Source organism: Pseudomonas sp. MF6776 (assembly GCF_016613125.1).
GTDB lineage: Bacteria > Pseudomonadota > Gammaproteobacteria > Pseudomonadales > Pseudomonadaceae > Aquipseudomonas > Aquipseudomonas iridis.
Genome location: NZ_JAENSQ010000063.1, coordinates 1 through 11,721, shown reverse-complemented (window position 1 = coordinate 11,721; position 11,721 = coordinate 1). Strand labels below are relative to the sequence as shown.

The window sequence follows — 11,721 nt, the reverse complement described above, 5'->3', positions numbered from 1 at the left end:
GTGCAGCTAGCGTCTCCTGTTGTCGACCCCGCTCGTCCTCCGATGCCTTCCACTGAGCCTCGAGCCACTCCTTGCCTGTCTGCAGTGCAGCTAGCGTCTCCTGTTGTCGACCCCGCTCGTCCTCCGATGCCTTCCACTGAGCCTCGAGCCACTCCTTGCCGTTCTTGATATCGCCAATACCGGATTGCTGATTAAGAAAATCCCGGCGTAGATTAGCCAGCACAGCTTCGACACCAATTAAGGACTGCATTTGAAACAAGCTGTCTGCGTGACATGCATCGTAAAAAACGCTTGGACGGCGTAGTTGCTCCCCCCCGTGAGTAGCCGCAGCCACCAGGCGACCGCACAGAGAGAGTGCTGCGGCCATCTCTCTGATCTCGAAAGCAGGCGGTGTGGAGTCATAACCTCGCGTCAGCCTATCCCCTAGGGAGGTAATGATCCGCTGGAACGCCTGCCACCACGTTTTATGAGCCTCAGCGTCTAGCCCTTCAGCTACCAAAAGTAGCCCTAGGAGGTAAGCCGCCTCAGCAGGCTTAGTGAGTAAAGTAGAACTGTACTCAGCGACAGGTGTCGCTATGACGCCTGCTAAGAAACGGCCCGCTATCTCTCGTCTTCCGATTGACAAGGCCAGTAGTCCACCGGCGTACATCAGCGAAACCCGCCAGCGAAGAACTGTGTGGTTAGTCTCGTTAGCTACATCAGTGAGATAACAATCGATGTCACCCAGCAGTCCGTCGTCCGAGGCATTGCGCGCCCCTTCCAATACCATATAGACCAGCACGCACAGTGCTGCGCCTCGATCGGCAGAGCCGGCCTCAGGATCGGCCCATATGGCCTCGGCCCAGCGCCCCCTGAGGGTGGTATTTTCGGTACGCAATCCGATGGAAACCAGTGCACGGATCAGCCAAGGATTGGAGTAGTCCCGAGCAAAGGCCAATGCATTACCGGCTTGCCGCTGCTCATCGATGGAAAATACCTGCTCGCTATACGGCACATGGCGACCATCTAGTGGACTCTTTGTTACCACCGCTAGCAACCATTCGGCCTCAACTGTGTTCTGCTCTACCTCTATGTCGATCAAAGAACGTGGCCGCTTCAACCACACACAGGAGCCGCCAGGCTGCTTGACGCGATCTGCGGTTTGGGCTACTAGGCGTTCTAGATCGAAAAACTGACTAAGCTCACCAGCAAAACGCGCCTTGTCGTACACATGAAAGTGAAAGGGATTCGGATCGGTACCGGTTTCGTCACTCCAGTCATTCGGGACGCTGCAAGTCAGACGCCCGCCTGGAGTTAGCACGCGCTGGAACTCGGCCAGCAGACGGACAGGATCTTGCACGTGCTCGAGCGTTTCGAAACACAGAACATGATCGATCGAGCTATCCGGAATACTCGCTAGACAATCCGGTAGCATACCCTGGAGAAACGACGTCGCCTCTCCTCCAAAGTTGAGTCGAGCGTAATCAATGCCATATTCGCTCGCATCAATACCAATGAAGCTGCGTGCTTGCGTCTCGCTGCGGATGACATAAGTCCCGTAACCAAGACCGCAAGCTGCATCCAAAACCGCGTCACCCGGGCGAATAAAACTAGCTGCGAAATGGTAGCGTCCGACGTGCGCATCGGACCTGCTTCCTGACTCGCGCAGCATGTCCATGTGCAGATCGCGTTCTTCCCGCAACGACGCCATCGGATAGTGCGCCAAAGCTTCCGTAGGCAGTTTCTCGAGGGGAATGAAAAACTGCTCGCCATCATTTTCCAGAGAGGCGTAGTCGTTGCTTCGATAGTAAAGGGGATGCTTACGAAATCCCGCATCGAAACAACTGACCTCCCAGCCTAGACGGTTCTTCAGCGGAGCCCCCCCCCCCTGCCTAGTGGTATCGATGAGTAGTATTAGCGAGCGCCGTGTCACACGACGAACTTCCTCGAGCACGGCAGGCAGTGAGGTGTCAGCTAACAACTCGATCCCCCCGAAGGAAACGACAGCATCAAAGGACTCGTCCGAAAACGGAAGGTGGAATTCTGAATTCCGTACGGGATCCGAAAACTCATAAGCACTGGCATCAAGGCCAGCAAGCCACAACTCACGCAATAGCGCCTTGTGGGCTCCGCCAATGAGAAGTACCCGGCAATGGCCACAGGTCATCAAGATCTGAGTCGCTTGAGCTTTGAAATCAAAAATGTATTCAGTCTGCTCAATGGTCATCGGTAATTTCCAAAATACTTATAATCATCACTTGTAAAGACTTCACTACAGTCTCTAGTCGTTACCAACGAGCCATCATCTTCAGATCGATCACGCCACCGAAGAAATACTCCTCGCGCCTCATAAGGACCTGAAAAAAAGCAGCTTCGTCAACCCAATGCAAAATACGTTGGGCCGTGTAATCCGGGGTTTCTTCATAAGAAATGGAACCCTGAATTTCATATAGATTAACGCCCAAAGAACATTGCATTTCTAATTCAACATCAAAAATTTCGCCAGCCGTAGCCTGACGCGACCAAAAAATATCATCGCTACTATTGCGAGCGCGCTCCGCCATATCTTGATTTAGCGTTCCCCACGAATAAATTTTCACCCCTTCCTTGTTCCGGATGCGAATACCGACGTTCAGTTTATCGGTATTAATCGCGGACTGGCAGGTGACTCTGATTCGGATAATATCTCCAGGATAAAAAACAGTTGCGGGCATACCATCCGCACCCAGTGTTTCAATCTTGAGTATCTTCGCCTCCCCATCGCCGAACGAGAGCTGATCGGATCTCGATGTAGCGAACGGTAGACCTTCCCCAGCGTTGAGCATTGGCGCCCCGACCACAACCTCTGAAGCTACGATACTCGCTTGTGCCGCTTTGTCAGCAAGTTGCTTGGCGACGTCGCTGAAATAGGATGACTCATCGACGTGAAGCTGCCTGCGGTACTCCAGCACAACTTCTGATGATGCGCCGTAAGCAGCCATTCGCCCCTTACTCAGAAAGACGGCCCGATTGGTCAAGGTCCGAATACTCTCTTGATCGTGGGATACAAAAAGCAGAGTAGTACCATCGGATAGCAGTTTCTCAATGCGCTGAAAACAGCGCTTTTGAAAAAGTGCATCACCTACAGCTAGTGCTTCGTCAATTATTAATATATCTGGTTCTACTTGTACTTGAACTGCAAAGGCAAGTCTCAGCATCATGCCGCTAGAATATGTTTTTACAGGCTGATCCAAGTGCAGACCAATATCAGCAAAACCAGCTATAGCATCAAACTTATTATCAATCTGATCACGAGTAAAACCGAGTAGCGCACCATTTAGATAAACATTCTCTCGGCCAGTGAAGCTCGGATTAAAACCAGAGCCTAACTCTAAGAGAGCAGCAATTCGTCCCTGCGTACTCACACTTCCTGATGTCGGAGAAAGGATTCCAGTTATCATCTGCAGTAGCGTACTTTTCCCGCTACCGTTGCGACCAATAATTCCGACTGCCTCGCCCTTTCTGACTTCGAACGATACATCCTTGACCGCCCAGAACTCTTGGTAAAAATTTTTAGGTGGAAAACCCAATAGGCGCTGAAGGCCTGGCAGCACAAACTGCTTAAGCCTGTCTCGAGGTTTATCATATATCTGGTAACACTTGTTAATACTTTCAACCTTGATAACGATATCAGATGACATCGGCAAACCCCTTTCTAGTCTTCTGGAACCAAGCGAAACCCAGCCAAGCAATCAAAGTCGAAAGTACGGTCCAAAAAACCCATAGGGGCCAGTTAACGCTCTTGTGCCAGATCATGACGTTACGTGTTTCTTCAACGATGTAAGTGAGCGGATTGAGGTGCATGATGCCCTGATACTCCAACGGTAAAGAATCTACGGAGTAAAAGATGGGAGAGAGGAACATTAGCGTCATTGTGACTACGCCAATAATCTGACCGACGTCACGCAAATAAACACCTAGTGAGGCGAGCAACCAAGCCAGCCCAAGAGTCATCAACATCAACGGAATCAATACTAAAGGCAGCTGTAAAGCAGTCCAGTCTGGAATAGAGAAAAACAGAAAATAGAATATAAGCCAAACGACAAGGCTTACTGACATATGAAATGCAGCAGCTCCAAGCGCTACTATAGGCAATATTTCCAAAGGAAAGATAATTTTCTTGACGTAGTTTGTATTATTCAAGATCAAGCTAGGCGCTTGATTGATCACCTCGGAAAAAAGATTAAACACTAATAAGCCCGTGAATAAGACGAGGGCAAATTCAACCTTGGAGTCCGAGCCCCCGACCCAGCGCGCTTTAAATACAACACTGAAAACGAATGTATAGATAGTCAGCATGAAGACAGGGTTGAAAAATGACCACAGCAACCCCATTGCGGACCCCCTGTAGCGGCCCATCACCTCTCGTTTAATCAGATTGAAAATAAGATTTCTATTTTTGTAGATAGACGCAACCATTGCTAGCGGCTGCACAGACTGTGGGGCATGCGGATTCATAGATAGTCCATTTGATTTTGCCAATTATCCTGACACATTGATCTGGCAATGCAGCCCGCGCAGCACTCTTTCCGCCGAGCGCGAATGGTTGTCTTGCACAAAGTTGACTCTGCCGCCAATTGCCGCTTCGAAGCGCTGCTGATTGAAGCTTTCAAAAAAAATCCGCGCTCATCGCCGAATACTTTTGGCTCGAACAGAACTACGTCGGGAATAGCTAGGCGTGTAGCAATCATCAGTACACTGTCTCTATCAGAATGCGCTTTAGGTATTGGCCGTAGCCATTCTTCAACAAGGGGGCAGCGAGTGTTTCCAGTTGTTCGGCACTGATCCATTTTTGCCGAAAGGCGATCTCTTCCGGGCAGGCTACCTTGAGACCCTGACGGTGCTCGAGGGTGGCAATAAAGTGGCTGGCTTCGAGCAGCGAGTCATGGGTACCGGTATCCAGCCAGGCATAGCCGCGCCCCATGATCTCTACCGACAGACTGCCTTGCTCCAAGTAGATGCGATTGAGGTCAGTAATTTCCAGCTCGCCACGAGGGGAAGGCTTGATGCTCTTGGCGATCTCGACCACTTGTTGGTCGTAGAAATACAGGCCCGTGACGGCGTAATTTGATTTCGGCTGGAGAGGTTTTTCCTCTAGGCTGATGGCTTTACCTTGAGTATCAAACTCGACTACGCCGTAACGTTCGGGGTCATGAACGTGGTAGGCGAAAACGCTGGCCCCCTCTTGTTGCGACATCGCACTTTGCAGCAACTCATTAAAATGATGGCCGTGGTAAATGTTGTCGCCCAGCACCAAGGCAGACAAATCATTGCCGATAAAGCCTTCGCCAATCAGGAAGGCTTGCGCCAAACCATCCGGAGATGCTTGTACGGCATAGGAAATATTCAATCCCCAGTTACCACCGTCACCCAGCAACTGCTCGAAGCGAGGCGTGTCTTGAGGCGTCGAGATTATCAAAATGTCGCGAATACCCGCCAACATAAGAGTGGTCAGCGGGTAATAAATCATTGGTTTGTCGTAAACCGGCAACAACTGCTTGGAAATTGCCAAGGTGGCCGGGTGCAAACGAGTACCTGAACCACCGGCAAGGATAATCCCTTTACGCTTGATCATACTGATTTCTCTAAAGTTTCCATGAGCCTCCGTGCCACGCCGGTTTGCCAGTCAGGCAAGTGCAGCGCAAAGGCATTTTGCAGTTTTTGAGTATTTAATCGTGAGTTGCTCGGGCGTCTGGCAGGAGTAGGGTAAGCCTCTGTGGCAGGCCACTTTTAAGCTTATGCCGGCTGCCTCGACCTGCTCAAGGACAAAACGGGCGTAGAAGAACCAAGTGGTCTCGCCAGCCGCTGCGAGGTGGTAAAGCCCGCCCAGTGCTGACTGCTGGCGAACAGCCAGAATGGCATGGGAGGTGACATCTGCTAGTAACTCAGCACCAGTTGGCGCACCAAACTGATCGTCAATAACGTTGAGACGCTCTCGCTCCTTAGCCAAACGCAGTATGGCCTTGGCGAAGTTATTACCACACTCGGCATACACCCAACTGGTGCGGAAGATCAGGTGTAAGCAGCCAGAAGCTTGAACAGCCTGCTCGCCTTCTAACTTGCTTGCCCCGTAGGTATTCAGCGGTGCCACCGGATCCGTTTCCTGCCAGGGGGCCTCGCCATCCCCGGCAAACACATAATCGGTGGAGTAATGTACTAGCAAGGCACTTAAGCGCTGCGCCTCTTGCGCAAGCACTACTGTCGCCTCGGCATTGATTCTCCGCGCTAGCTGCGGCTCGGCCTCGGCTTTGTCGACCGAGGTATAGGCGGCGGCATTGACAATGACGTCAGTGGCAAAACGCTGCACGGTCGCAATCAGCCCCTGTAGGTCGCTCAGATCACCACAGTAATCCGGGCCTTTCGAGTCCAGCGCCAGTATCTCCCCCAGGGAAGCAAGGCTGCGCTGCAACTCCCAGCCCACCTGGCCGTTTTTACCCAGCAGTAGGATCTTCATGCAATACGGCCGGCGTAGTTCTTCTCGACCCATTCGCGGTAGGCACCAGACTGGATATTGCTGACCCATTCTTGGTTATCCAGGTACCACTGGACTGTTTTGCGGATACCGGTTTCAAAAGTTTCCGCCGGTTTCCAGCCTAGTTCACGCTCAAGTTTACGTGCATCAATCGCATAACGCCGGTCATGCCCAGGGCGGTCTGTCACATAAGTAATTTGTGCGCTATAAGGGTGACCATCGACACGTGGACGTAACTTATCCAGCAAAGCGCAGACGGTATGGACTATTTCGAGATTGGTTTTTTCATTCCAGCCACCGACGTTGTAGGTCTCGCCTAGGCAGCCAGCTTCCAGCACCCTACGGATCGCGCTGCAGTGATCCTTTACATATAGCCAGTCACGGATTTGCTGACCATCTCCATACACCGGCAACGTCTTACCTGCCAGAGCGTTGACGATCACCAGCGGGATGAGCTTTTCCGGGAAGTGGTATGGGCCATAATTGTTTGAACAATTGGTCGTCAGTACCGGTAGGCCATAGGTGTGATGATAGGCGCGAACCAGGTGATCGCTGGCCGCCTTACTCGCGGAGTAAGGGCTGTTGGGTTCGTACTGGTGGCTTTCGCTGAATGCAGGCTCGTCTTTGGACAGCGAGCCATACACCTCGTCAGTTGAAATATGGAGGAAGCGAAACGCCTCCTGGGCCTCAGATGCCAGCGCCTTCCAGTACGCCCGCACAGCTTCCAACAAGCGGAAGGTGCCGACAATATTGGTCTCGATAAAGTCTTCCGGGCCATGAATAGAGCGGTCGACATGGGACTCAGCGGCGAAATTGAGAATGGCCCTCGGCTGATGCTTAGCCAATAATCGCGCAACCAAAGCACTGTCACCGATATCTCCGTGCACAAATATATGCCGATCATAGCCTTTAAGACTGTTGAGGTTTCCCAGGTTGCCGGCATACGTCAGCTTGTCCAGATTGATCACAGGCTCACTAGAATGAGCCTGCCATTCCAGAACAAAATTTGCGCCAATAAAGCCAGCTCCGCCGGTCACTAAGATAGTCATGGATTTAAATCTTTTTCAGTAGAGTTGCCAGGATTAGCCCCAGATTTCCAAACAGGGTTTGTCGATATAAACCGGCCCGTCGGATGCCTAAAAACCTTCGGAGTAGTTTTTCATTCCGTGCAGCCTTGAAGTGGGCAAGGGTCGCTTGATGCTCTTGGCTCAGGTGGTGATGCATGGCTTCAAGCGCATGGATGTTCTGCGCATTCCACTCATAAAAGCGCCCTTGAAAAACCATGCGTAACCGCTGGAATCTCGAGGACAAGCTGGCGTTACTGCCGACCAGATTTTCATCGTGCTGGCGGTATAGCACTCTGGGCTCAGGGTCGTAATGGATTGCACCTCCCGCACCGGAGATCAGCTGATATGCCCACCAGTCGTGAGATGGAATAATCAGGTTATCGTCGGCTTTTTGCAGAAGATCACGTGCAGCCTGGTTAAAAACCATGGTGTTACCACCACCAATATTTTGAACTAGAGCATTAGCGAAGCTCGGTGGCAAGCAAAACCTTGGAGAAAATCCGATAGGCGTACCTGACTCATCGATCAGTTTTGTGCGACCACAATAAAGCGCAGGAATATGCTTGGGGATTGTCTGTAACCACGCTAGCGCTGCATGTAGCTTATCTTCGGACCAGATATCGTCCTGATCTGCCCAGGCAAAGAATTCTGCGTCTATATCTGTGCTGCAGGTCAGGGAAAGGAAATTTTTAACGAAGCCTCGCTGTGGTCCTTGAACAATCTTAAGGCGCTCTTGGCCCCAACTATCGATGTATGCCTGTAAAATTTCCAACGTCCTATCTTGAGAGCCATCGTCAGAAACAACCAGACTCCAGTTACGATGCGTTTGCCGCTCAAATGAGTCGATTTGCTCGGCCAAGAAGCGCTCACCATTGTAGCTACACATCAGTATCGCAACATGCGGCGTTCTGAGAGAGTAATGCGGAAACTTTCCATCGAGATCGACAACAGGGTGCGGAGCAGGAGTGCATACGGGCACGACAATTTTTCCTAGTGCGCAGGACAGACGCATCATCCCAACAACGTGATTTTAGACAAATACCGTCGCCGTCAGACACAACGGGCATAGGTATGCTGCTCATTTTCGCGAAAGGCACCACGAACCGCCACACTTTTCATTGCATACCGCACTTGCATGGCTGGCTGGCAATTAAATAGCGGCCTATATGCAGTGCCCAGCGACTAATCATTTATTGCGAAACTTGCTCGATACCCAATAGCACCCAGACTTCATAGCCCTGGTCACGCGCGGCTTTCTCTGCCTCAAGCTGGGCCGCGAGTGTGCTGATGGAGCGCGAGAGGTACTCGAAGCGAAAGGGTGGGGAGCCGTTATGACGCACGCTGAGTTCAACCAACGTGTAGTTAGAAGGTGGCGTGGGCTTGACTGATTTTGCTGTGGAAATAATGAAAGCGGCATCAAGGCCAAGCGCCTGACGCATTTCGGCTTCAGAAAGAGTGGTATCTGTCAAACGAACAATCCTGCGGTGATGTTTTATTTTATCAACGATAACAGAACCAGGATCTGTCAGTAGCCGTCAAGAATCATCCATTTTTCACCGTTCTCTCCGTAGACCACTCCGCTCGCCTTGGCATCGATCCGCGCGCACAGCCGCTTCTCGCAAGTGCTGAGTTTGATCTTTCCCCCGCGGCGTTCCAGATCAGTTGCATTTGCTCGCAACTCGGCCATTTCGCTGCCACTGGGCGTCATAAACACCGCCAACGACCAGACCACAACCAACAGTCCAGCACTCGCTGCACCGCAGATCCCGGCCCACTTCCAACCCACCCAACCGACGGAATCCCGTAGGCTTTTTTCGGCCTCCCGGGCGCTACCGGCAGCCCCCTTGATGACCTTCAAGGCCGGAGCCACTGCACTAGCCAATGAGTCGCTCGCCGCCTGGCTGACACTCGCCAAAGCATCAGTCACCGCCTTGTCTACCGCTTCTTTGGTGGCTCGCTCAATCAACCCCGCCGAGGCGGTGCCGGCATTGCTCATGGCCTCGACCGCACGGCGGGCTTGCTCAATGGTCTCAGTGAGCTTGGCTTGTTGCTGCTCAAGGACGGCGAGCTGGGCCGCCGCCGCCTGCTGTTGCTCCTGGGCAACGGCCATCAAGCCAAACAACGCCTGTTCACTCATTTCTAATGGGCTCCAGTAGCATCGCCACAGCGACAGCTTCGATATCGGTAAGCACAAACCTACAGGCCAAAATCGGGGCCGTCGCGCTTCGTTTTTGAAGCCTTATCATGTGCCGTTGCGGAAACCTTGCTCGCCCGTTCCAAGGCCGCAGCACGCTCGGTGGCGATCAGCTGTTCATGCCGCTGCCGCTCGACTTCAGCCAACAGCCGCGCCCCTTCGGCAGCAATAGCGGCTTGCTGTTCCTGATTGGCCTGAAAGCGCGCCCGGAAGTCTGCCATGCCATAGACGGCTTGAGCCTGAACCTTCTGCCGGGCGACACGGGCACGCTCCAGGTCGATGATCATCGCCCCAACGTTGGGAACAACACTGCGCAGCGCTGTCTGCGCCTCTTGAGACTCGCGCCGAGCTTGACGAAATTCGATCACGTTGTCCCGACCGGAACCGCGCCACTGGCTCGGCAACTGCTTGGCCTCTGGCGCCAGGCCAGTCTTGCGTTCGGCATGGCTGCGCATGTCAATGCGCGCCTCTAGGGGAGCCGAGAGAATTCGGAAAAAATCGTACGCTAAGGCTTTCCGAGCTGTCGTAACGGCCTGAATTTCCCTTCCTCCAGCTTGCGGCTCTGCCGCCAGACGTAATCGCCGGTCAGGTTAATGTGCTCCCAGCCCAGCGGCGACAGATATTGATACATATCGGTATTCACCGGCTTTCCGGCGTCAGTCAGCCCTTGGGTTGCCCGCTCCAGGTAGACGGTGTTCCACAGCACGATAGCGGCGGTCACCAAGTTCAGTCCGCTGGCCCTATAGCGCTGCTGTTCGAAGCTGCGATCCCTGATTTCACCAAGGCGGTTGAAGAACACCGCCCTGGCCAGGGCATTGCGCGCCTCGCCCTTGTTCAATCCAGCGTGCACGCGACGACGCAACTCGACACTTTGCAGCCAGTCGAGGATAAACAGCGTGCGCTCGATCCGGCCCAGCTCCCGCAGGGCCACGGCCAGGCCGTTCTGACGTGGATAGCTGCCCAGCTTGCGCAGCATCAACGAGGCAGTGACGGTGCCCTGTTTGATCGACGCGGCCAGACGCAGAATCTCGTCCCAGTGAGCGCGGACGTGCTTAATGTTCAGCGTGCCGCCGATCATTGGGCGCAGCGTCGGGTAGTCCTGTACGCTCTGCGGGACATACAGTTTGGTTTCGCCCAGGTCGCGGATGCGCGGGGCAAAACGAAAGCCCAGCAGATGCATCAGGGCGAAGACATGATCGGTGAAGCCAGCCGTGTCGGTGTAGTGCTCCTCGATCCGCAGATCCGACTCGTGATACAGCAGACCATCGAGCACATAGGTCGAATCCCGCACTCCGACATTCACCACTCGGGTACTGAACGGCGCGTACTGATCGGAGATATGGGTATAGAACAGCCGCCCTGGTTCGTTGCCGTATTTCGGGTTGACGTGCCCGGTGCTTTCGCCTCGACCGCCTGCACGGAAGCGCTGGCCATCGGAGGATGAGGTGGTGCCGTCTCCCCAGTTGGCCGCAAAGGTGTGGTTGAACTGATTGTTGACCAATTCAGCCAGAGCCGCCGAGTAGGTTTCGTCACGGATGTGCCAGGCTTGCAGCCAAGACAGCTTGGCGTAGGTCATACCCGGACTCGACTCGGCCATTTTCGTCAGCCCAATGTTGATGGCGTCACCAAGGATTGCTGACAGTAACAGCGTTCGATCCTTGGCCTGAGCACCATCCTTCAGGTGGGTAAAGTGACGGGTGAATCCTGTCCACTCATCCACGTCCATCAGCAGCTCGGTAATCTTGATGCGCGGTAGTAGCTGACTGGTCTTGTCGATCAGCGCCTGGGCGGTGACCGGTACTGCCGCATCCAGCGGCGTGATCTTCAGTCCGGACTCTGTGAGGGGGTCGTCTCAGAAAACGGAAAATAAAGCACGCTAAGCGTGCGTGGAGGCTGGCACCCAGCGGTACAGCGTCGGAATGGACACGCCGAGGTTCTTGGCCACGTCCTTGGGCGGCACCCCGCTGGCC

Annotated in this window: 10 protein-coding genes and 3 pseudogenes; all 13 read right to left on the bottom strand. The window is 53.4% G+C overall.

Going from position 1 to position 11,721, the window contains the following annotated elements; all coding sequences use genetic code 11:
* Nucleotides 1–2,206, bottom strand: a 2,206-nt coding sequence (locus JJD74_RS30000; protein WP_200618023.1) for a methyltransferase domain-containing protein, incomplete at its 3' end; no start/stop codon positions are given.
* 61 nt (nucleotides 2,207–2,267) lie between these two features.
* A complete protein-coding gene (locus JJD74_RS29995) occupies nucleotides 2,268–3,659 on the bottom strand; it encodes an ABC transporter ATP-binding protein (protein ID WP_200618021.1) in 1,392 nt (463 codons plus the stop codon).
* Nucleotides 3,649–4,476, bottom strand: coding sequence for an ABC transporter permease (locus tag JJD74_RS29990; protein ID WP_200618020.1), 828 nt, complete (start codon nucleotides 4,474–4,476; stop codon nucleotides 3,649–3,651). The genes JJD74_RS29995 and JJD74_RS29990 overlap by 11 nt, the downstream gene beginning before the upstream one ends.
* Nucleotides 4,477–4,515: 39 nt before the next feature.
* A pseudogene (locus JJD74_RS29985) lies at nucleotides 4,516–4,709 on the bottom strand (dTDP-4-dehydrorhamnose 3,5-epimerase family protein); the annotation flags it as partial.
* Complete coding sequence (gene rfbA / locus JJD74_RS29980) at nucleotides 4,709–5,590, bottom strand: glucose-1-phosphate thymidylyltransferase RfbA (RefSeq protein ID WP_200618029.1); 882 nt, start codon at nucleotides 5,588–5,590, stop codon at nucleotides 4,709–4,711. The gene rfbA and the pseudogene JJD74_RS29985, both read right to left, overlap by 1 nt.
* Nucleotides 5,590–6,472 (bottom strand): annotated as a pseudogene (rfbD, locus tag JJD74_RS29975) (dTDP-4-dehydrorhamnose reductase). The gene rfbA and the pseudogene rfbD overlap by 1 nt, the downstream one beginning before the upstream one ends.
* Entirely contained in the window at nucleotides 6,469–7,539 is a 1,071-nt protein-coding gene (gene rfbB, locus JJD74_RS29970; protein WP_200618018.1) for a dTDP-glucose 4,6-dehydratase, read from the bottom strand. The pseudogene rfbD and the gene rfbB overlap by 4 nt, the downstream one beginning before the upstream one ends.
* A gap of 4 nt (nucleotides 7,540–7,543) precedes the next feature.
* Complete coding sequence (locus JJD74_RS29965) at nucleotides 7,544–8,572, bottom strand: glycosyltransferase family 2 protein (RefSeq protein ID WP_267910665.1); 1,029 nt, start codon at nucleotides 8,570–8,572, stop codon at nucleotides 7,544–7,546.
* Between the two features lie 175 nt (nucleotides 8,573–8,747).
* On the bottom strand, nucleotides 8,748–9,026 hold the full coding sequence (locus JJD74_RS29960; protein ID WP_234451936.1) for a hypothetical protein: 279 nt from the start codon (nucleotides 9,024–9,026) through the stop codon (nucleotides 8,748–8,750).
* A 56-nt stretch (nucleotides 9,027–9,082) separates the two neighbouring features.
* Nucleotides 9,083–9,694, bottom strand: coding sequence for a hypothetical protein (locus tag JJD74_RS29955; RefSeq protein ID WP_200618016.1), 612 nt, complete (start codon nucleotides 9,692–9,694; stop codon nucleotides 9,083–9,085).
* Nucleotides 9,695–9,753: 59 nt separating this feature from the next.
* A complete protein-coding gene (locus tag JJD74_RS29950; RefSeq protein ID WP_200618014.1) occupies nucleotides 9,754–10,206 on the bottom strand; it encodes a hypothetical protein in 453 nt (150 codons plus the stop codon).
* Nucleotides 10,207–10,256: 50 nt separating this feature from the next.
* A pseudogene (locus tag JJD74_RS29945) lies at nucleotides 10,257–11,603 on the bottom strand (Tn3 family transposase); the annotation flags it as partial.
* Between the two features lie 24 nt (nucleotides 11,604–11,627).
* Nucleotides 11,628–11,711, bottom strand: coding sequence for a hypothetical protein (locus tag JJD74_RS29940; RefSeq protein WP_339325687.1), 84 nt, complete (start codon nucleotides 11,709–11,711; stop codon nucleotides 11,628–11,630).
* Between the last annotated feature and the right edge of the window lie 10 nt (nucleotides 11,712–11,721).

Bases quoted from the DNA above. Each gene is read 5' to 3' on its own strand.
- JJD74_RS29950 (WP_200618014.1), bottom strand. From the start codon at position 10,206: ATGCGCAGCCATGCCGAACGCAAGACTGGCCTGGCGCCAGAGGCCAAG.
- JJD74_RS29995 (WP_200618021.1), bottom strand. From the start codon at position 3,659: ATGTCATCTGATATCGTTATCAAGGTTGAAAGTATTAACAAGTGTTAC.
- JJD74_RS29965 (WP_267910665.1), bottom strand. From the start codon at position 8,572: ATGATGCGTCTGTCCTGCGCACTAGGAAAAATTGTCGTGCCCGTATGC.
- JJD74_RS29955 (WP_200618016.1), bottom strand. From the start codon at position 9,694: ATGAGTGAACAGGCGTTGTTTGGCTTGATGGCCGTTGCCCAGGAGCAA.
- JJD74_RS29990 (WP_200618020.1), bottom strand. From the start codon at position 4,476: ATGAATCCGCATGCCCCACAGTCTGTGCAGCCGCTAGCAATGGTTGCG.
- rfbB (WP_200618018.1), bottom strand. From the start codon at position 7,539: ATGACTATCTTAGTGACCGGCGGAGCTGGCTTTATTGGCGCAAATTTT.